20 protein-coding genes are annotated in these 21,953 nt (G+C 35.3%); 8 read left to right on the top strand and 12 right to left on the bottom strand.

The genetic code is table 11. The annotated features are described in order from the left end of the window. Window positions 1-4: 4 nt before the first annotated feature. The 3 genes from H1R17_RS02855 to rpsO all read right to left on the bottom strand — a co-directional run bounded on the left by H1R17_RS02855 (window position 5) and on the right by rpsO (window position 3,604). Window positions 5-865: a carboxypeptidase-like regulatory domain-containing protein gene (locus H1R17_RS02855; protein ID WP_163432496.1), complete on the bottom strand. Its 861-nt coding sequence runs from the start codon at window positions 863-865 to the stop codon at window positions 5-7. 73 nt (window positions 866-938) lie between these two features. Then, a complete protein-coding gene (locus tag H1R17_RS02850) occupies window positions 939-3,191 on the bottom strand; it encodes a polyribonucleotide nucleotidyltransferase (protein WP_163432497.1) in 2,253 nt (750 codons plus the stop codon). A gap of 143 nt (window positions 3,192-3,334) precedes the next feature. Further along, window positions 3,335-3,604, bottom strand: coding sequence for a 30S ribosomal protein S15 (gene rpsO / locus H1R17_RS02845; protein ID WP_163432576.1), 270 nt, complete (start codon window positions 3,602-3,604; stop codon window positions 3,335-3,337). A gap of 464 nt (window positions 3,605-4,068) precedes the next feature. On the opposite strand from rpsO, the gene H1R17_RS02840 reads away from it, so the two are divergent. The 6 genes from H1R17_RS02840 to H1R17_RS02815 all read left to right on the top strand — a co-directional run bounded on the left by H1R17_RS02840 (window position 4,069) and on the right by H1R17_RS02815 (window position 11,449). Next, window positions 4,069-5,313 (top strand): gliding motility-associated C-terminal domain-containing protein, encoded by a 1,245-nt coding sequence (locus tag H1R17_RS02840; protein WP_163432498.1) that lies wholly within the window; start codon window positions 4,069-4,071, stop codon window positions 5,311-5,313. Between the two features lie 12 nt (window positions 5,314-5,325). Continuing rightward, complete coding sequence (locus tag H1R17_RS02835) at window positions 5,326-6,246, top strand: type IX secretion system membrane protein PorP/SprF (RefSeq protein ID WP_163432499.1); 921 nt, start codon at window positions 5,326-5,328, stop codon at window positions 6,244-6,246. A 12-nt stretch (window positions 6,247-6,258) separates the two neighbouring features. Further along, the gene (locus tag H1R17_RS02830) at window positions 6,259-8,220 is read left to right on the top strand and encodes an OmpA family protein (RefSeq protein WP_163432500.1); all 1,962 of its coding nucleotides are present in this window, start codon (window positions 6,259-6,261) and stop codon (window positions 8,218-8,220) included. Between the two features lie 154 nt (window positions 8,221-8,374). Continuing rightward, on the top strand, window positions 8,375-8,794 hold the full coding sequence (locus H1R17_RS02825; RefSeq protein WP_163432501.1) for a hypothetical protein: 420 nt from the start codon (window positions 8,375-8,377) through the stop codon (window positions 8,792-8,794). 44 nt (window positions 8,795-8,838) lie between these two features. After that, complete coding sequence (locus H1R17_RS02820) at window positions 8,839-11,070, top strand: TonB-dependent siderophore receptor (RefSeq protein ID WP_163432502.1); 2,232 nt, start codon at window positions 8,839-8,841, stop codon at window positions 11,068-11,070. 31 nt (window positions 11,071-11,101) lie between these two features. After that, window positions 11,102-11,449 carry a heavy-metal-associated domain-containing protein gene (locus H1R17_RS02815; protein WP_163432503.1) on the top strand — a complete coding sequence of 116 codons (348 nt, stop codon included), beginning with the start codon at window positions 11,102-11,104 and terminating at the stop codon, window positions 11,447-11,449. Between the two features lie 44 nt (window positions 11,450-11,493). Here the strand turns inward: H1R17_RS02815 and H1R17_RS02810 are convergent, their stop codons facing one another. The 9 genes from H1R17_RS02810 to miaB form a co-directional block, all read right to left on the bottom strand. After that, window positions 11,494-11,886 (bottom strand): DUF779 domain-containing protein, encoded by a 393-nt coding sequence (locus tag H1R17_RS02810; protein WP_163432504.1) that lies wholly within the window; start codon window positions 11,884-11,886, stop codon window positions 11,494-11,496. 11 nt (window positions 11,887-11,897) lie between these two features. Next, on the bottom strand, window positions 11,898-13,409 hold the full coding sequence (locus H1R17_RS02805; RefSeq protein WP_163432505.1) for an aldehyde dehydrogenase family protein: 1,512 nt from the start codon (window positions 13,407-13,409) through the stop codon (window positions 11,898-11,900). Window positions 13,410-13,557: 148 nt separating this feature from the next. Next, complete coding sequence (gene groL, locus H1R17_RS02800; RefSeq protein WP_163432506.1) at window positions 13,558-15,186, bottom strand: chaperonin GroEL; 1,629 nt, start codon at window positions 15,184-15,186, stop codon at window positions 13,558-13,560. Between the two features lie 70 nt (window positions 15,187-15,256). Beyond that, window positions 15,257-15,532 (bottom strand): co-chaperone GroES, encoded by a 276-nt coding sequence (gene groES / locus H1R17_RS02795; protein WP_163432507.1) that lies wholly within the window; start codon window positions 15,530-15,532, stop codon window positions 15,257-15,259. 146 nt (window positions 15,533-15,678) lie between these two features. After that, entirely contained in the window at window positions 15,679-16,059 is a 381-nt protein-coding gene (gene secG / locus H1R17_RS02790) for a preprotein translocase subunit SecG (protein ID WP_163432508.1), read from the bottom strand. Window positions 16,060-16,063: 4 nt separating this feature from the next. Continuing rightward, window positions 16,064-17,002 (bottom strand): tetratricopeptide repeat protein, encoded by a 939-nt coding sequence (locus H1R17_RS02785; protein ID WP_163432509.1) that lies wholly within the window; start codon window positions 17,000-17,002, stop codon window positions 16,064-16,066. A gap of 4 nt (window positions 17,003-17,006) precedes the next feature. After that, window positions 17,007-17,528: an LPS assembly lipoprotein LptE gene (gene lptE, locus H1R17_RS02780; protein ID WP_163432510.1), complete on the bottom strand. Its 522-nt coding sequence runs from the start codon at window positions 17,526-17,528 to the stop codon at window positions 17,007-17,009. Further along, window positions 17,518-18,804, bottom strand: coding sequence for a sigma-54-dependent Fis family transcriptional regulator (locus H1R17_RS02775; RefSeq protein ID WP_163432511.1), 1,287 nt, complete (start codon window positions 18,802-18,804; stop codon window positions 17,518-17,520). The genes lptE and H1R17_RS02775 overlap by 11 nt, the downstream gene beginning before the upstream one ends. A 12-nt stretch (window positions 18,805-18,816) precedes the next feature. Further along, a complete protein-coding gene (gene miaB / locus H1R17_RS02770; RefSeq protein ID WP_163432512.1) occupies window positions 18,817-20,265 on the bottom strand; it encodes a tRNA (N6-isopentenyl adenosine(37)-C2)-methylthiotransferase MiaB in 1,449 nt (482 codons plus the stop codon). Between the two features lie 131 nt (window positions 20,266-20,396). Between miaB and H1R17_RS02765 the strand changes: the two genes are divergently transcribed. Beyond that, complete coding sequence (locus tag H1R17_RS02765) at window positions 20,397-20,957, top strand: hypothetical protein (protein ID WP_163432513.1); 561 nt, start codon at window positions 20,397-20,399, stop codon at window positions 20,955-20,957. Window positions 20,958-20,963: 6 nt separating this feature from the next. Next, window positions 20,964-21,893 carry a YafY family protein gene (locus H1R17_RS02760; protein WP_163432514.1) on the top strand — a complete coding sequence of 310 codons (930 nt, stop codon included), beginning with the start codon at window positions 20,964-20,966 and terminating at the stop codon, window positions 21,891-21,893. The last annotated feature ends 60 nt before the right edge of the window (window positions 21,894-21,953 follow it).

The raw sequence follows: 21,953 nt of genomic DNA, 5'->3' as shown, positions 1-21,953 counted from the left end.
TTGTTTATTCGTAGGAATCTACGGTGATGTAAAAAGGATAATTCATTGGAAATTTATGCCAATCTTCAAACTGAGAGTCTCTTCCTACAATTTGATTTCCTATAGCTGAACCAATATTTACTCCTAAATAATTGTTTTCTTTTTCTTTGTTTAAATCTACTTTAAGTGTTTTTAAAATAGCGGCTACTTTTTTGTTTCCATCAATAAAAATCTCTAAGCCTTCTACATTAATAACATTCCAGCCTTTACTACCTTTTACAATATTGAAATTTATTTTACTATGAGGGATTTTTTTTGTGGGTTTGCCATTCTCAACTTCATAAAATTGTAAGTTAAACATTGCTTTGTTAAAATCAACACTACCAATATGCCAATGTATTTTTTTAACTTTTTTTAATTTATCGTTAGTACTGATGATCATTCCAAATTCTAAACCTGAATCTTTATTGTCTTTATCATAACTTCTAAAAAAGCCAGCAATTTTTCCAGAGCCTTCATTGGTTCTGCCAAACGTACGTTCTTTTATTTTGGCATTTGCAGGAGGGATAATAATTTCTTGTAATAGTTCTGATGCGGGGTCAAGAAGGGTAGTGGTAATAGTCGTGCTGTCTTGTAAGATGATTTCCTTTTTCTCAAATCCAAAAGTTTCTACAACAACCGTTAAAGGAAAATTGTATTTTTTAGCATCTACAACAAAAAGACCTTTTTCATTGGAGACAAAGCTTTTTTTGTAGTTAGGTAATAAAACCGTAGCAAATTCTACAGGTTCATTGGTTTCTTTGTTGCTAATTTGTAGTTTTACTTGTTGTGCTAAAGCTATTTGTGCTGTACATAAGCACAAAAAAAGTAGAAAAGTGTTTTTCATAAGGTTTTGTTTTGCCCAAAAGTAAAAAAACCGATGAGGTTTGCTCATCGGTTTACAATATGTTTAACAAAAACTAGTTGTTTTCTTCTTTCTTATCGTTAGAAGGTTTGTTTTCGTTGTTTCTGTTTTGTGGTCTGCCTTCTCTGTTTTGTGGTCTGCCTTCTCTGTTTTCTGGTTTTCCTTCGCCTTTATGCTCAGGTTTTCCTTCAGGTTTTGGAGGGCGAGGTAATAATGCCTTGCGAGATACTTTTTCTTTTCTAGTTTTAGGATCTAAACCAAGGTATTTAACTTGAAATACATCTCCCATGTTTACTACATCGGTAACATTTTCAGTGCGCTCCCAAGCTAATTCTGATACGTGTAATAAAACTTCGTTACCTGGTGCAATGGTATATTCTACTACTGCGCCAAACTCTAACATTTTAATTACTTTAACTTCGTAAGTTTCGTTAACTTGTGGTTTAAAAGTAATTGCTTGAATTTTTGCTAATACAGCCTCAATACCTGCAGGATCTGTACCTAAAATTTCAACAATACCTTGCTCATCCACTTCGTTAATAACAATAGTTGTTCCTGTAGCTTTTTGTAATTCTTGAATTACTTTACCACCAGGACCAATTAATGCACCAATAAATGCACCAGGAATGGTTCTTGTAATGATTTTAGGAGCATGTGCTTTAACATTTGCGTTTGGTGTAGCAATAGTTTCGGTAATTTTACCTAAAATGTGCATACGCCCTTCGTGCGCTTGTTTCAACGCTTGTTCCATAATATCGTAACGTAAACCATCAATTTTGATATCCATTTGGCAAGCTGTAATACCATCTGCCGTACCTGTTACTTTAAAATCCATATCACCTAAATGATCTTCGTCTCCTAAAATATCCGATAAAACAGCAAAACGAGTTCCGTCTGTAATTAATCCCATAGCAATACCCGATACTGGTTTTTCAATTTGAATACCTGCATCCATTAAAGCTAATGTACCTGCACAAACTGTTGCCATTGATGATGATCCGTTTGATTCTAATACATCTGATACTAAACGAATAGTATATGGACAATCAGCAGGAATCATGTTTTTTAATGCGCGTTGTGCTAAGTTTCCGTGACCAACTTCGCGGCGAGAAACACCACGTAATGGTTTTGCTTCACCAGTTGAGAAAGGAGGGAAGTTGTAATGTAAGTAGAAACGCTCTTCACCTTGTTCACTTGGTAAATCAATAACGTTTGCTTCTCTAGAAGTTCCTAAAGTTACAGTTGCTAATGCTTGCGTTTCTCCACGTGTAAATACTGATGAACCGTGAGCTGATGGTAAATAATCTACCTCGCTCCAAATGTTACGGATTTCAGTTGTTTTTCTACCATCTAAACGTAAACCTTGATCTAAAACTAAGTTACGAACTGCTTCTTTTTGCGTTTTAGAAAAATATTTAGAAATTAATTCTTTTTTCTCTTCTAACGTTTCTTCAGAGAAATTAGCTAATAATTCTTCTTTAACTAAAGCAAATTTTTCACTACGTTCATGTTTTGCGCTTGCTTCGGCAGCAATTGCATATAATTTATCGTAAGCAAAAGAGTGTACTTCAGCCTTAATTGTATCGTCGTTTTCTTCTGGTTCGTATGATCTGTAGCTTAAAGTTAAAGCAGCACGCATTTTTTCTTGTGCTTCAATTTGAACTTTAATAGCTTCGTGAGCAAATTTAATAGCTTCAATCATTTCAGCTTCAGAAATTTCTTTCATTTCACCTTCTACCATACAAACAGAGTCTTTAGAAGCACCAATCATCATATCTAAATCAGATTCTTCTAATTGTTGTTTGCTTGGGTTGATGATTAATTGACCGTTTACACGACCAACACGTACTTCAGAAATTAAGTTGTAAAAAGGAATGTCTGAAACAGCTAATGCAGCAGACGCAGCTAAACCAGCCATTGCATCAGGCATTACGTTTTCATCAAACGACATTAATTGCAACATAATTTGTGTTTCAGCGTGATAATCGTCTGGGAAAAGTGGACGTAAACAACGGTCTACTAAACGCATTGTTAAGATTTCCTGATCACTTGGGCGTGCTTCTCTTTTGAAAAAACCACCTGGGAAACGACCAGCAGCTGAAAATTTTTCACGGTAATCAACCGTTAAAGGTAAAAAGTCGATACCTGGATTTGCCGTTTTTGCAGAAACAGCCGTTGCTAAAATCATACAGTTACCTGAACGAACAACAACAGAACCGTCTGCTTGTTTCGCTAATTTTCCAGTTTCGATTGAGATGGTTCTTCCATCGCCTAAATCGATAATTTCTTGGGTTACTTTAGGAATCATAAATTTTTAATTCTTAATTAAACAATGGGGTGTTGTTGTGTGTTGTGTAGTTGTTGTGTGTGAACCCAATGAAAAACCAAGCTTTAATGCTCAAAATATAAATAAAAAAAGAGGTGCGCATGCGCACACCTCTTTGTAATGGATTATTTTCTAATACCCAATTCTTTGATAATCTCACGATATCTGTTGATATCTTTTTTCTTTAAGTAATCTAAAAGACTTCTTCTTTTACCTACTAAAAGAACTAACGAACGCTCTGTGTTATAATCGTGGCGATTTTTTTTCAAGTGCTCTGTTAAATGCGAAATTCTGAATGTGAATAAAGCGATTTGTCCTTCTGCTGAACCAGTGTTGGTTGCATTTCCGCCATGTTTAGCGAAAATTTCTTCTTTAACTTCTTTAGTTAAATACATGCTAATATTGTTTAAATGATTGTTATGTATGTTTGAATTGAAAAATTCGTTGCAAATGTACATCTTTTTTTTAATTCAGCAATTTATTGTGCTTGTTTTTACGATTGATACACTTTTGCAATTTCATCGGTAAGCCATTCCAATAATTCTTGATCTTTTGTTTGAAAGATATGTTTATATAGACGTGACTGCCAATAAATTTTTTTTTTTGAATGATTCAAATGTTTCATAAATAGTTAAAAGATAGATGAGTATATTACTCACAAAATGTTAAAAGCGTGTTGTTCTTTTTTAAAGATACTTTTTCAATAGTACTTTTGCAAAAAATATGTTTAATTTTTATTGATTACTTTTAATAGTAAGCTATTTTAAATATGTTTTTTTATAAATATTTGATTAACTGTGTTTTATGTTTAATCATAGAATTTAAAAATGGTTACCTTTATACTTTAGTAAAATTGTGTATGAAAAAAATATTACTTATATCTTTAGTAATTCCATTTGTTGGTTTCTCCCAAACCACGAACCACGGCACCATGAAGGTAAGTTCAGGAACAGAAGTATCCACTTATTTTGATTTTGTCAACACCAAGGACGGGAATGTTTTAAACGATGGCTCAATGTACTTTTACGGCGATTACCAAAACCAAGGCTTGTTTAGTTACACAACCAACAGTCGTACGGGTTATGTAGTTTTCGAGGGTAAGAACAAAGCTATTCAAAGCATCTCGGGTAGTTCACCAAGTAGCTTTTACGATGTTTTGTTCAACAAAAGCGGAGGCGATTATGCCTTTCACCTAACCAACGATATCGCCACACAAGGCACAGTAAACCTTGCTGATGGTATCGTTTATATGGACAAAGCCAACGGAGGTGCCTTTGTATTCTTAAAAGGCGCAACCCATGTAAGCACCAGCGATAAAAGCCACGTAGATGGTGAAGTAACCAAAAAAGGTACCGATGCCTTTAAATATCCAATAGGCGATAAAGGTTACTACCGTTTTGCCAGCATTTCCGCACCTGCACAAGAAGCCGAAATCTATACAGGCGAGTATCTTTTAGAAGATTCCAACAGCAAATACCCACATGCTAGCCGTACAGGGGTATTACAAGCCATAGACAACAAAGAATATTGGGTGATCAACCAAAGCGAAAAAAGCAACAATTCAGTAATTGTTAGCTTGTCTTATGACAAACGCACCACCCCGCAAGACTTTGTAAACAATGCAGAGCTTTTGCACGTAGTACGTTGGGACGAAAAACAAAAACTTTGGGTAGATGAAGGCGGTGTGGTTGATTTAGCCAATCAAACGGTAACCACCCCTGTAAAAGTAGAAGGTTTTGGCATTTTTACCTTAGGTACGGTTAAAAAACCATTACTAAACCCAGGCGATGTGGTTATTTACAACGGGGTAACCCCAGATGGCGATGGCATGAACGATTATTTCATCATTGATAACATCAACTACTTCCCAAACAACCACGTAAGTATTTACAACCGTTGGGGAAGAAAAGTGTATGAAACCCAAGGTTACGATAGCAAAGGCAATGTGTTTAAAGGCATGGCCGAAGGCGTAGACGTAGTAGGCAAAGGCGAAAAACTACCAACAGGTACCTACTATTACGTAGTAGAATATTTGTACGATAGAGACGGTCAAAGCCAATGGGTTAAAAAAGTAGGGTATTTACATTTAGAAAATAACGACTAAACCTAAAAAGCAATGAAAACAACAAAAATCATAGTGGCTTTATTAGCTTTAGTAAGCCTTACAGCCACCGCGCAACAAGACCCACAGTACACCAATTATATGTACAACACCATTAACATCAACCCCGCGTATGCCGGTAGCCGTGGATCGTTAAGTATCTTTGGATTACACCGCAGCCAATGGGTAGGTATTGATGGCGCACCCACAACGAATTCGTTCTCAGTAAACACACCACTGGGCGATAGCAAAGTAGGATTAGGAGTAAGTTTTGTAAACGATGCCTTAGGCGTAATGGATGAAAACACCATCAGCGTAGATTTCTCTTACACCTTAGATTTAAACAACCAAGGCAGCAAGTTAAGCTTTGGATTAAAAGGATCGGCCAATTTACTAAGCGTAGCGTATTCCGATTTAAACAAGTACAACCCCAACGATCCACAGATATTAACCGATATCTCAAGTGAGTTCACTCCCAACATAGGCGCAGGTATCTACTGGCATAATGAGAAAAGCTATTTAGGCTTCTCAGTGCCTCATTTCCTAGAAACCACGCGTTACAACAATAATGTACAAAGTACCATGCAACAAAAAATGCATTACTACTTAATGGGAGGTCATGTATTTGAAATCAATCCAACGTTGAAATTCAAACCTGCGTTTTTATTCAAGGCAGTAAGCGGAGCGCCATTACAAGCCGATGTAACGGCAAACTTTCTAATTCACGATAAGTTTACCTTAGGAGCAGCTTATCGATGGGATGCCGCATGGAGTGCCTTGGCAGGCTTTCAAATCACCAACGGATTTTTTGTAGGCTATAGTTATGATAACGATATCAAAGCGTTATCCAACTACAACAGCGGCTCACATGAGATCTTTTTACGCTTTGAATTGTTTAACAAATACCGTCGCGTGAATTCGCCACGCTTCTTCTAAAACCACAAGGACATGAAAAAAGGAATCAGCACAATTGCCCTGGTATCCGCCTTATTTTTAGGAAATACCGTGGCACAAGCACAAGCCGGTTTAAAGAAAGCCGACAAGCAGTATGATCAATGGGCGTATGTAGACGCGTTGGATATCTATGAAAAAGTAGAAAACCGCGGTTACAGCAGTCAAAGCTTGCATGAAAACCTAGGCAACGCCAACTATTTTAATGCCCGCTACGTAGCAGCAGAAAAGCAGTACGAGCGTTTGTTTGCAGAATACAGCAATGAAGACATAGCCCCAGAGTATTACTACCGCTACGCGCAAACCCTACAACACGTAGGTAAGGATGCTGAAGCTAAGCAATACTACAACACCTTTGTAAGCAAAGTAGGCAAGAGTCAAATAGGTGAAATACGCAAAAACGAAGCCGAATTAAAAGCACAAATTCAGGCTAATTCGGGTCGTTACAGCCAAATAGCCAATTTAAGCATCAACACACCTTTTGCCGATTATGGTAGCTATGTACACAACAACAATTTGTACTTTACCAGCGCACGCGATACCGGTAGTTTAAGCAAAAAAGTACACACCTGGACAGGCGCAGCCTTTACCAGTTTGTACCAATATTCATTGCAAAACGAAACCGAGAACGGTAAAAATCAAAAAGTACAACGCATTAAAGGCGATGTAAAAAGCAAGTTAAACGAGTCTACGGCAGTTATCACCAAAGACGGGCAAACCATGTATTTTACAAGAAACAACATTGTAAAGGGTACCCGTAAGTACGATGCTGACAAAAACACGCGTTTAAAAATATACCGCGCCGAGTTGCAAAACGGCAAATGGGTAAAGGTAACCGAATTGCCTTTTAACAGCGATGATTATTCTACTGCGCATCCAACGCTAAGCGCCGATGAACGTACGATGTACTTTGCATCCGATCGTCCGGGAGGCTTTGGTGAAAGCGATTTGTGGCAAGTAAGCATCAACAACGATAGCTTTGGTACCCCACAAAACCTAGGACCACAAATTAATACCGAAGCTCGTGAGAGCTTTCCGTATATGAACGATGCTAACGAGTTGTATTTTTCAAGCGATGGCAGAGTAGGTTTAGGCGGTTTGGATGTGTATGCAACCAAATTAGACAAAAACAATCAGTTTGAAGCCGTACAAAACCTAGGCGCACCCGTGAACTCAAATTACGATGATTTTGCGTATTACATCAACCACAGCACCAAAGAAGGCTTCTTTTCATCAAACAGAGAAGGCGGAATGGGTAACGATGACATCTACAGTTTTGTAGAAGACAAAGAAATCAATCGTTGCCAGCAAGATTTGGTAGTAACAGTGGTAGATGCCAAAACACGCAATATTTTAACCGATGTTGAGATTACCTTGTACGATAGATTGTACAACACCCTAGGTACATCGCACCCAACCAGCAAAGGCAATCAGTTCACAGCCGATTATGTTTGCGGTGAAATGTATCGTTTAAAAGTAGCAAAAACCGATTATATTACCAAAGAAGAAACGGTAACGCTAGACACAACAACGGGCATTACAGAGAAAACAGTTGTTTTAGAACGTAAGAAAGTAGAAGTGAAAAAGAACGACGATTTGTTTAAAGTGCTTCAATTAAACCCAATTTATTTTGATTTAGACAAAGACAACATCCGTCCGGATGCAGCAGTAGAGCTAGCCAAAGTAGTAGAAGTGTTGAAAGAGTACCCACGCATGAAAATAGATGTACGTTCACACACCGATAGTCGTGCAAGCGATGCTTACAACTTAAAACTATCTCAGCGTAGAGCCAAATCAACAGCTAATTGGATGATTGCTCAAGGCATAGACGCCGCAAGAATTACCTACAAAGGTTATGGTGAAACCCAATTAGAAAACCGCTGTAGCAACGGTGTTAAATGTTCTGAAGAAGAGCATCAGCAAAACCGTAGATCTGAATTTATAGTAGTTGAGATGTAATAAATCAAGTAAGATTGAAACAACAAAAGCGGAGAGAAATCTCCGCTTTTTAATTAAATTATAGCTTGGTAAAAGTTAATAGTTACTAAATATAGGTAATTCATCATCTTTTTTTAGTAAATTTACAAATTCTTAAAATCAAACCAAAAAATTAATGTTTCAACGTTACTTTTATAGTGTTTTCTTAGTAGTTGCCTTGTTGTTTGCCAACATTGGGTTAGCTGTTAATATACATTATTGTGGTAATGCTATTGAAAAAATTGAAATTGGTTATGCTTCTTCTATTCAGTGTGAAGAAGAATCGCACGAGAAAGCTTGTTGTAACGAAAAAAAGGAAACTACAGAAGATGCTTGTTGCAAAGATGAAATCATTAAACAAAAAACAGATGATGTTGTTGTAAAGGTTTTCCAAGTACAGCAGTTTAGTAGTTTTATTTCTCCTACAATTTATAAGTTGCAACCTTTGGTAATTTCTAGTGTTAAATTACCTAAAAAATTAGATGTTGCTTTTTATTGTGAAAGCAATGCGCCTCCTTTATACAAGCTTTATAATCAGTATCTTTTATATGCGTAACAAACATTTTTACTTACAAAATGTTTAATTAGTTATGCAATTTTATGAAATATATATTATTATTACTATGCACTTTAGGTGTGCATACACTTTATGCCCAAACAACTTTTAAGGGTAAGGTTTTAAATACCTCAAATCAGGCTATTGAAAATGCTACCATAACGGTAAATGATAGCGTGGTAGCAACAACCAATAATTACGGAATTTTTGAAGCTACTTTAGCAGAACCTTCAATAGCTTACATTTTTGCTGAAGGATACGAAGTTTTTGAAACAGAATTGAACGATTCTGAGCATTTTTATATGGTAACCATTCAAGAGGAAGCCGATTTAAATGAGGTAGTTGTAAATGTTAATAAAAAGAACACACAACGCGGCAGCGGAGCTACCAACACACAAACCATGAATGGCGGCGAGTTGTTAAAAGCAGCTTGTTGTAATTTGGCAGAATCGTTTGAAACCAATCCATCAATTGATGTGAATTTCTCGGATGCCATTTCAGGTTCTAAACAAATTAAAATGTTAGGTTTAACAAGTCCGTATATTTTAATTGCCGAAGAAAATATTCCTTCAGTACGCGGTGCTTCTCAAGCTTACGGATTATCTTTTACGCCAGGTACTTGGGTAGAAAGTATTCAGGTTACCAAAGGTGCAGGAAGTGTTGTGAATGGATTTGAATCAATTTCAGGACAAATCAATACCGAATTAATCAAACCAGCAACCGATATTCCTTTCTATTTAAACTTGTACGGATCTACCGATGCACGTTTTGAAATCAATGCCCATTTTAACGAGAAAATTTCTGATAAATGGAGTTCTTCTTTGTTTGTACACGGAAATACGCGTGTTAAAAAGAACGATATGAACCACGATGGTTTCTTAGATAATCCATTAGGAAGTCAGATTAATGTGATGAATCGTTGGCAATATTTAAATCTTGAAAAAGGTTGGGTGGCGTTTTTAACGGCTCGTTATATGAAAGACGAAAAACAAACAGGTGAAATTGATTTTGATAGCAAAAAACACAAGTTATCAACTTTAAAATGGGGATCTGAATTAAATACTGATAAGTTTGATGCAAGTTCTAAAATTGGTTACGTTTTTCCAGATCAGCCTTACAAAAGCTTCGGATGGCAAAACTCATTCAGTTACCACAAACAAAACTCGTATTTTGGTTTAAATCAGTTTGATATTACGCAACGTAGTATTTATTCTAACTTTTTGTACAGCTCTATCATCAGCAATACCTTACATAAGTTTTCTACAGGAGCTAGTTTTATGTACGATGATTATTCAGAATTTGTTTCGAATTACGGAGATCAAAATTACGATAGAACCGATACAAGTTATGGCGCTTTCTTTGAATATACGTACGATAACGCCGATAATTTAGCTTTAATTTTAGGCGGACGTGTTGATAATTCTAACCGTTTAGGAACTTTTGTAACGCCACGTATGCACTTAAAATACAATCCGTGGGAAAAAACTACTTTGCGTGCATCGGCAGGGCGTGGTAAACGTTTAGCAAATGTGTTTGCAGAAAACCAGTATTTATTTGCAAGTGCTCGTAAATTCAATATCAATAATCAAGGAGGAAAAGCGTACGGAATGGATCCTGAAATTGCTTGGAACTACGGTTTAAGTATTTCGCAAGATTTTACTTTTTTAGGAAAAAATGCAAGTTTAACGCTTGATTTCTATCGTACCGATTTTGAAAACCAAATTGTGGTTGATTTAGATCAATCGGCTAGAAGCGTGAATTTTTATAATTTAGATGGAAAATCGTATGCTAATTCATTTCAAGCCGAATTGAATTACAACATCATCAAGCATTTAAATTTAAGAACAGCTTATAAGTATTACGATATTCAAACTACTTATGGTGACAAAACTTTAGAGCGACCATTACAAGCGAAGCATCGTTTGTTTGCAAATTTAGAATATTCAACGCACGAACATAATGGTGCTTATTGGAAATTTGATGCTACTTGGAACTGGTTGGGTGCGCAGCGTTTGCCTTATACAGGTGATAATTCTACAGAGAATCAATTGGCATCGTATACCAATCCGTTTTCAACCATAAATGCTCAAATTACAAAAGTGTTTTCAGATAAGTTTGAAGTTTATGTAGGAGGTGAAAACATAGGGAATTATCAACAACATCGCGTTATTTTAGGTGCAGATGAACCTTTTGGCAATGAATTTGATAGTACTATTGTATACGGTCCTATTTTTGGGCAAATGTATTACGCTGGATTACGTTTTAAAATAAAATAAGAAGAAATAAAAACAATTTAAAATTACAAAAATGAAAAAGTATTTAGTATTGATGTTGGCAGTTTTAGGAGTTGCCTTTTCATCACAAGCACAAGAGAAAAAGAACAAAAACGCTAAGGTTGATGTAGAGGTGAAAGGAAACTGCGATATGTGTAAAAAACGTATTGAAAAAGCAGCTTTGGGTGTTAAAGGTGTAAAATCGGCTAATTGGCATTCTGATGATCAAACATTACATTTGTTATTAGATGAAAATAAAACCGATGGTTTAAAAGTTTCTGAAGCTGTTGCAAAAGCAGGGCACGATACAAAAGAAGTAAAAGCAACTAAAGATGCTTACGATGGTTTGCACGGTTGTTGCCAATACGATCGTGAGTCTTAAAAGGTTTTCGTGAATAAAGAAATCCGCTCATCGAGCGGATTTTTTTATTTAGCATAATTACGATACGTAATAGGTTCTTCAAGTAAGGCAACTTCTTCAGGAGTAAAAATGGTGTAATTTACTTTAAATGTTTTCCCTTTTGGAATTTCTAATGAAAAACCGCCAATTCCAATGCCATCTAATACATCTAATTCAAAATGAGCGTGTTTCCAATACTCAAATAAATCGTGATCTATCCAAAAGTTAAAATCTTTAATTTTACCAATTAATACATCTTTAGATCTAGGGAAATAACCACCTTTTTTAAAGCACATGGGTTGTGTGCCTTCACAGCAGCCACCTGCTTGATAAAACATTAAGTCGCCAAATTCTGCAGCCAATTCATCAATTAATTGCGAGGCTTTTTCTGTTATCGATACTCTTGAAGTGTGTCCCATAATTTTAATTTTTAAAAGAAGCCCATTGCTTTTTTATCGTACGAAATCAACATGTTTTTGGTTTGACGGTAATGATCTAACATCATTTTATGGTTCTCACGACCAATACCTGATAATTTATAACCACCAAACGGCGCACCTGCTGGGTAATTATGGTAATTGTTTACCCAAACACGCCCCGCTTGAATAGCACGTGGTACTTGATAAAGTTGGTGCGCATCACGTGTCCAAACACCTGCGCCTAAACCGTAAATAGTGTCGTTTGCAATAGCAATAGCTTCAGCTTCGTCTTTAAAAGTAGTTACAGCCAACACGGGGCCAAAAATTTCTTCTTGAAAAACACGCATTTTATTGTTACCTTTTAACAACGTTGGTTTAATATAATAACCGTTTTCAATAGCACCACCTAAATGGTTTGCTTCGCCACCTGTTAAAACCTCGGCACCTTCTTCTTTTCCTAATTTGATATAGTTTAAGATTTTATCGTACTGAATTTTAGAAGCTTGTGCGCCAATCATGGTTGATGTATCTAACGGATTTCCTGCTTTAATAGCATTTACACGTGCCAATACTTTTTCGATAAATTGATCGTAAATAGATTCTTGAATTAACAAACGCGACGGACACGTACAAATTTCTCCTTGATTTAAAGCGAATAATGCAGCTCCTTCTAAAGCTTTATCTAAAAATTCATCATCAGCATCCATAACCGATTCAAAGAAAACGTTTGGAGATTTTCCTCCTAATTCCAAGGTTACTGGAATGATGTTTTCTGTTGCGTATTGCATCACCAAACGCCCAGTTGCTGTAGAACCTGTAAAAGCAGCTTTTGCTACTTTAGGGTTGGTTACTAAATCTTGACCTAATTCTGCACCAAAACCATTTACAATGTTTACAACGCCTGCTGGTAATAAATCTTCAATTAGTTCCATTAATACCAAAATAGAGATTGGGGTAGATTCTGCGGGTTTTAATACTACACAGTTACCAGCGGCTAGGGCAGGAGCTAATTTCCAAACGGCCATTAAAATAGGAAAATTCCAAGGAATAATTTGTGCAACAACACCTAAAGGTTCGTTTACAATTAAAGAAACGGTATTGCTGTCTAATTCTGATAAAGATCCTTCCTCAGCACGAATAACGCCTGCAAAATATCTAAAATGATCAATTGCTAAAGGAATATCGGCATTTAAAGTTTCACGAATTGGTTTACCATTATCAACCGTTTCAACAGCCGCAATCATTTCTAAATTAGCTTCAATACGATCTGCAATTTTATTTAAAATGATACTGCGTTGCGTTGCTGAAGTTTTACCCCACGTTTTAAACGCTTCGGTTGCTGCATCAACAGCTAAATCTAAATCTTTTGCATTTGAATGTGCCGCTTTTGTCATTACGCTTCCATCTAACGGAGTAATTACATCAAAGTATTTTCCAGAAGCGGGCGCTGTCCATTTACCATTAATATAGTTGTCGTAATGAGGTTTAAATGTTGGTCTGTCGTAGATTTTTCCGTTACTCATAATTTATATTATTAAAGATTAATGTTTTATCTTTTCAATTTACGAATAAATAAATGGGTTTTCATTAATAAATTGTTAATTAGGTTTATTTTAGAAAACAAAAAAGCCAATCAATTTGATTGGCTTTTATTTATATGTGATAAAATGATTACATCATTCCTGGCATACCGCCGCCCATTGGCATTTGGCCTGCACCTTCTTCTTTAATATCTACTAAAGCACATTCTGTAGTTAAAATCATTCCAGAAACCGATGCCGCATTTTCTAAAGCTACACGTGTTACTTTTTTAGGATCGATGATTCCTGCAGCTAACATATCAACATACTCATCGGTTTTTGCATTGTAACCAAAATTTCCTGAACCTTCGCCTACTTTTGCAACAATTACAGAACCTTCTAAACCTGCATTTTCAACAATAGTACGTAATGGGGCTTCTACCGCACGCGAAACAATTTGAATACCAGTTTGCTCATCAGCATTTAAAGCGTTAACGTTTGCTAAAGCAGCTTTAGCGCGTAACAAGGCAACACCACCACCTGCAACAATACCTTCTTCTACAGCTGCACGCGTTGCATGTAAAGCATCATCTACACGGTCTTTTTTCTCTTTCATTTCTACTTCAGAAGCAGCACCAACGTATAAAACGGCAACACCACCCGCTAACTTAGCTAAACGCTCTTGTAGCTTTTCACGGTCGTAGTCAGATGTAGTAGTTTCCATTTGTGCTTTAATTTGGTTTACGCGGTTTTTAATCATGTCCGCTTCGCCAGCACCATTAACAATCGTTGTGTTGTCTTTGTCGATAGAAACTTTTTCAGCAGTTCCTAACATTTCTAAAGTTGCGTTTTCTAAAGTGTATCCGCTTTCTTCAGCAATTACTGTTCCTCCTGTTAAGATCGCGATGTCTTCTAACATTGCTTTTCTTCTGTCTCCAAAACCTGGCGCTTTTACAGCAGCAATTTTTAAAGCACCGCGTAATTTGTTTACTACTAAAGTTGATAAGGCTTCACCATCAACATCTTCTGCAATAATCAACAACGCTTTTCCTGATTGCGCAACTGGTTCTAATACAGGTAATAATTCTTTTAACGATGAGATTTTTTTATCGTATAATAAGATGTAAGGATTATCAAACTCTGTTTCCATTTTTTCAGGATTGGTTACAAAGTATGGTGATAAATATCCTCTATCAAATTGCATTCCTTCAACAACGTCAACATACGTATCCGTTCCTTTAGCTTCTTCAACAGTGATCACACCTTCTTTACCAACTTTACCAAAAGCTTCAGCGATTAATTCACCAATAACTTCATCGTTGTTAGCCGAAATAGAAGCTACTTGTTTGATTTTTTCTGTAGTAGAACCTACTTCTTGAGTTTGAGAAGCTAAATCGGCAACAATTGCCTCAACCGCTTTGTCAATACCACGTTTTAAATCCATTGGATTTGCACCCGCAGCAACGTTTTTTAATCCTTCTTTAACAATAGCTTGCGCCAAAACGGTTGCAGTAGTTGTACCATCACCCGCTAAATCGTTGGTTTTAGAAGCAACTTCTTTCACCATTTGCGCACCCATATTTTCTAAGGTATCTGCTAATTCAATTTCTTTAGCAACTGAAACACCATCTTTGGTAACGTGAGGCGCACCAAACGATTTTGAAATAATTACGTTACGTCCTTTAGGACCCAATGTTACTTTTACTGCATTAGCTAATGCATCAACACCGCGTTTTAAACCATCGCGTGCTTCAATATCGAATTTTATATCTTTTGCCATAATTTTATTTAAGGTTTTAAGTCGAAATTTATCTTTCGACTATCTTCTTTTCTCTTTGTTCTTTTGATGATTATATAATTGCCAAAATATCTTCTTCGCGCATAATTAGGTAATCTTTACCTTCTAATTTTAAATCGGTTCCTGCGTATTTACCATATAAAACGCTGTCGCCAACTTGCACAGTCATTGGTTCATCTTTTCTGCCATTACCTACAGCAACAACAGTTCCTTTTTGAGGTTTTTCTTTTGCAGTATCTGGAATGATGATTCCTGAAGCAGTTTGAGTCTCAGCTGCAGCCGGCTCAATAATTACGCGGTCTGCTAATGGTTTAATGTTTAATGCCATATTTTAAAATATATTGGTTAAAATAATTGATTTATATTTTTGTTTTTAGTTTGACCAAAAACGTGCCAACTCTATAAATTGATAATTTGTCATAAAAAAAATGCCAGCTTGTCATAAGCTGGCATTTTGTATTGTTTTATTCTTAATTAATTTGCTGGTTGTGTAGCAGGTGCGTTGTTTGCAGGTGCTTGTTGTTGTGGTGTATTAGCTGCAGGTTGCGTATTTTGGGCAGCAGCAGGTACACTTGGTTGCGCAGGAACAGTATTTGGATCTAAAATTTTAGACTCATTAGAATATCCTGAGTTGAAACTTAAACTAGATAAAAGAATTAAAATAACTAAAGCTCCTGCTAAAGTCCAAGTACTTTTATCTAAAAATTTGTTTGTATTTTGTACACCTCCAATAGATGTTGAACCACCTAATGATGAATCTAAGCCGCCTCCTTTAGGGTTTTGAATCATTACAACAATGATTAAAAGCAAGGCTACTATAGTAATTAATACTAAAAAAATGGTAAACGTATTCATTGGATTAAATATTATTAAATTCTTGTAATTTTTTGATATCTAAAATTCGATTTGCAAATAAACTACTTTTTTCTGGATATTTCAAAATTAATATTTCATAAGCTTGAATAGCTTTTTGATATTTTTTTTGTTCTAAGTATATGCGCGCTAAAGTCTCAGTCATATAATAGGGCTCATCATCTTCTGTACGCTCTATATTTATTACCGGAATTACGGTAGTTTTGCTTGGTGTTATTTTAGGATTTGTTTCGATAAATCGATTAATTAAATCCATCTTTTTTTGTTTTTCTTGTACAGAATCGGTTGTGTTTTGCTCTGCTTTTTCGTCAGATGGCAATTCTATTTCTTCGTTTGAACGATCAATTGGTTGCGCCGAAGTTAATTTTAACCATTCTGTAAACGAAAATTTATCGTTTGTAGAAAAATCTAAAGGTGTACCTACTTCTAATTTTTCTTCTAAAATTTCAACTTCTTCTTTTGGTAGCGAAATTTCTGCTTTTTCCTGTTTAGCTTCGATTTTGGATTTTGAAATTTGATCGATTTTTTGAATCAATTCAGTTTCTTTATCCGCGTTTTCAATATATACCAACGTTTCTAAAACACGTTTTTCAATGGTTTCATCTAAAGTTGGTTCGGGCTTTTTAAATTTGATGTAATCTTCATCAATCACCTCTACATTTTCTATTTGCAACGATTTGTAAATGATGAAATCTTCCGAAATAATATAATCAAACAAAACATCGCGATCTGTTGTATAAGCTGCTGTTTTTTTTAATTCACTGTTGTACAAAAAACTTCTTTGCTGGTGCAATGATTTTAAATACAACGCACGCGCCGATTGTAAATACGGAAATTGATTTATTACGTTTTTTAAATCATCGCCAATAGTATCTGCTAATTGGTACGGATTATTTAAAGCGTTTATGTATTGTTGTGCGTTCATAATGTTACCATTTTGCTAGCGAAGCATTAAAAACATCTTGCGTAATTCGATCATAAATTTCGTCTAAAGCGGTGTTTAATTTACCACCAACTAATTGATCGTTTGCAGGGAAATCATAAAAGTGTGAAAACGTTTTTTCAAAATCGTCTTCAGGATTTTTTTTGTTTGAAAAACGTACCATTACAGAAATATACAAACGGTTTTGCGCCGCAGTTTGGTCGGCAGTAGCAGTCATAGGTGAAATTCTGTAATCGGTAATTTCGCCTTCGTACAACAAATCTGCGTTGGTATTGGTAAGGTTTAAACTGGTTTGGTTTTGTATTAATTCTTGTAATTTATTAGTAAAAGTACGTTCAATACCAGGTTCAACCAATTCTGCATTGTTTAAAAAATAATTTACTTGAAACGATGCCGCATCAATTTTGCCTGTTCCAGTAAAATTATAGGCACCACAGCTATTTAATAAAGTACAAATAGTAATTATTAAAACAAAAAAGCGGGTGTTTTTAATTATTTTATAAATCATACTGTTTTATTTTTCGGTACAATGTTCTTTCAGAAATTCCCAATTCATCGGCTGCAGCTTTGCGTTTTCCACTGTTGCGTTCAAGTGCTTTTTTAATAAGTTGAATCTCCTTTTCTTCTAATTTCAAAGAATCTTCCTCATCAATAGTTTCCGCAATTAAATAATCGTTTTCATCATCAGTATCATCCATGATTTCTTGTGAATGATTGATGTTATTAGGCGATGAAGCGGTTAATTCGTTTAAAGGAATTGATCTATTGCTTGTTTGTGCTGGCGCAGTTTCTTCGGCTTGATTGTAAATACGCTGAATTAATGATTTGTTGCTTTCTTGAAATTGACTTGAATTTGAGTTGTTCATTAATTCAAGTGTAAGCTTTCTTAAATCACTTAAATCGGCTTTCATATCAAACAAAACTTTATACAAAATTTCGCGTTCGTTACTAAAATCGCTTTCTGCTTTTTTTGTTTCGATTAAAGAAGGCAACTGTGCATTGCGATTAGGTAGATACGATTGAATGGTTTTTAGATCGATATCTCTATTGGTTTCAATAACCGATATTTGTTCTGCAATATTACGCAGTTGACGAATGTTACCATCCCATCGGTAATGTTTTAAATATTCTGCAGCTTGCTCTGTAAGCTTTATTGGCGGCATTTTGTATTTGTGAGCAAAATCAGAAGAAAATTTTCTGAAAAGTAAATGAATGTCTTCTCCACGCTCACGCAATGGCGGCAAATTAATTTCTACCGTACTTAAGCGATAGTATAAATCTTCACGAAATTTACCTTTGTCAATTGCCTCAAACATTTTAACATTTGTTGCAGCTACAATACGTACATCGGTTTTTTGAACTTTAGACGAACCTACTTTCATAAATTCGCCATTTTCTAACACACGCAATAAACGTACTTGTGTGGTTAAAGGTAGTTCACCAACTTCGTCTAAAAAAATAGTACCTCCGTTAGCTACCTCAAAATAACCTTCGCGGGCACCAACTGCTCCGGTAAACGCACCTTTTTCGTGACCAAAAAGTTCAGAATCAATGGTGCCTTCAGGAATAGCACCACAGTTTACCGCTATATATTTGCCGTGTTTTCTATGCGATAACGCATGTATAATTTTTGGAATATTTTCTTTACCAACGCCGCTTTCACCCGTTACCAATACAGAAATATCGGTTGGTGCAACTTGAATGGCTTTTTCAATGGCCCTGTTTAATTTAGGGTCGTTACCAATAATTTCAAAACGTTGTTTTATGGCTTGAACTGATTCCATTTCTTTTGTTTTTTACGATTGCATTTCCGAATATCCTACAGCTTCTCCTATTAAAGTTGCCGATGTACAATCGTTAATTTTTACTAATACAAAATCGCCTACTTTATAATTTTCTTTAGGGAAAACTACGGTTGTGTTTTGCGAGTTTCTTCCAGACCAATGCTCGTCTGAACGTTTTGATGTTTTTTCAATTAACACTTCAACCGTTTGGTTTACAAAACGTTTGGTGCGTTCCATAGCAATGCGCTGTTGTAAATCAACAATTTCTTGCAAACGGCGTTTTTTTACAGGCTCTGGTACATCATCTTCCATTTTTCTGGCAGCCATTGTTCCTGGGCGCTCTGAATAGGCAAACATATAACCAAAGTCGTAATTTACATATTCCATTAATGTAAGCGTGTCTTTATGGTCTTCTTCGGTTTCGGTTGGGAAACCTGTAATCATGTCTTGTGATAAAGAAATTTCAGGAATAATGCGGTAAATGGTATCAACCAAAGTCATGTATTCTTCACGTGTGTGCTGGCGGTTCATTTCATGTAAAATACGCGTAGAACCCGATTGAACAGGTAAGTGTATGTATTTACAAATATTATGATGCTTTGCCATAATGTGAATCACTTCTTCGTGCATATCTTGTGGATTTGACGTAGAAAAACGGAAACGCATTTTTGGATACGTTGTTGCACACATGTCTAACAACTGAGCAAAATCTACCGCTGTTGCTTTTTGCATTTCGGTAGCTTTGTCGTAATCTTTCTTTAAACCACCGCCGTACCATAAATATGAGTCTACGTTTTGACCTAACAATGTGATTTCTTTAAAGCCGCGTTCATGCAAGTCTTTAATTTCTTCCATAATACTTTTTGGCTCACGCGAACGCTCACGACCACGTGTAAAAGGTACTACACAAAACGTACACATATTGTCGCAACCACGTGTAATAGAAACAAACGCTGTTACACCATTGCTGTTTAAACGTACTGGCGCAATATCGCCATAGGTTTCTTCTTTTGATAAAATAACGTTAATGGCATCTCTACCTTCATCAACTTCTTTTAATAAATTAGGAATGTCTTTGTAAGCATCTGGTCCTACAACCATATCTACAATTTTTTCCTCTTCTAAAAACTTGCTTTTTAAACGTTCAGCCATACATCCCAAAACACCTACTTTCATTGATGGATTGATTGATTTTACAGCATTGTATTTTTCTAAACGTTTACGAACCGTTTGTTCTGCTTTATCTCGAATAGAGCAAGTGTTTACTAAAACTAAATCGGCTTCCTCTAAATTTTGAGTGGTATTATAGCCTTCGTTTGCTAAGATGGATGCAACAATTTCGCTATCAGAAAAATTCATCTGACAACCGTAACTTTCAATAAAAAGTTTCTTTTTATTATCGCTTTTATGTTCTAAAACAAGGCTTGTTCCTTGTTTGCTTTCTTCAATTACCTTTTCCATAAAATCATAATCGTGTACGAATCAATTTGCAAAGATACAATTAAAATTAATTTTATGACAAGATGGCAGATGTTTTCTAAATATTTTTAAAACGACTTTTTACGACGTTTAAAAAACGTATCTTTACTAGCATGAAGCAGTTTACAAAACATATTTGTTATTCGGGCGGTGCAGAAGGTGCTGATACTTATTTTGAGTTTTTCTCGAACAAATTTGCTGTTGATGTAATTGCGTATTCTTACAAAACCAAGCATCATACTTCTGAAAATAAATATGAGTTAAACGAAATGCAATTTGCCGAAGGAGTTAAACATGTTCATAAAGCCAATTTAGTTTTAAAACGTGCCAAAGTAAATTCATATTTAAAGTTACTTGCGCGCAATTGGTTTCAGGTTAAAAATGCAGACGAAGTTTTTGCTATAAGTATTTTGAAAAATACAGATAATGGATGGTGTGTACAAGGTGGTACGGCTTGGGCAGTGCAAATGGCAATAAATACCAATAAGCCTGTTTTTGTGTTTGATCAAGATCAGGTACAGTGGTTTTATTACGATTATTACTATAAAAACTTTAAAAAGTGTGTTAATAATCCTAAAATAACAGCTTTGCACTTTGCAGGTATTGGTACGCGCAACATTAATTTGTTTGGCATTAACGCTATTGAAAATCTTTTTAAAAACACTTTTGAATAAAATAATATGGCTACAAAGCATAATTTAATTAGTAGATTAACACGTATTGTGGAACTTTTTCAAACGCATAACGGTAGCGGATTAAGTTTTGAGGATATTAACAGTAAATTAAAAGGAGTTCATGCCGATGATGATAATAGTATTTCTTTGCGAACTTTTCAACGTGATTTAAAGGATATTGAATCATCATTAAACATTACAATAAAGTTTGATAAATCGCAGAAAAAGTATGTGTTGCAAAACAGTGCTTTTGTAAATGGTTCTAAAAATCAGCAATTGTTTACTATGGATAGTTTAAAGATGTTGCATATTGCGCAAGATGTTTCTACAACTGATTTTATTTTAATTGATGACCGAAAAGCTTTGGGTTTAGAGAATTATCAAACAATTAAAGAAGCTATTTGTGAATATAAGTATCTGGAATTTGAGTATCAAAAGTTTGATCAATACAAAGCTAATCGTCGTAAATTAATGCCATTGGCTTTAAAAGAAAGTAAATTTCGCTGGTACGTAGTGGGTTATGAGCTAAAAGATGGTTTGCGCCAGACCTTTTTAAAAACATTTGCGTTAGATCGTATTTACGATGCACAATTAGGAACTAATTTTAAGTTACAAGAATCTGTTTCTGTAAAAAATCATTTTAATCATTTTATTGGCGTTACCACAAAACCACTTGCTAATTTTACCGAAGCAGTTACGGTGCAAATAGAAACATCTATAGAATATGGTAAATATTTTAGTTCATTGCCTATTCATCCTTCGCAAAAAACCGAAATCGAAAACGGTAAAACCATAATATCTTTAGAGGTTATTCCTACAATGGAGTTGGTTTCTGAGCTATTATCGCACAATCATCAAATAAAAATAATCCAACCAAAAGAATTGGTTAAAGAACTAAAAAAAATCTTGACGCAAAACTTAAAACAATACAGTTAAAAGTGTTGTTGAAAAAAAATAGATGCACCTTTTTTTGATATAATTAAATAGTATAAAAAG

This window comes from Flavobacterium sp. xlx-214 (genome assembly GCF_013874595.1).
In the GTDB taxonomy this organism is placed as follows: Bacteria; Bacteroidota; Bacteroidia; order Flavobacteriales; family Flavobacteriaceae; genus Flavobacterium.
The sequence above is the reverse complement of the archived record's forward strand: the minus strand, read 5'-3'. Positions and strand labels throughout refer to the sequence as shown.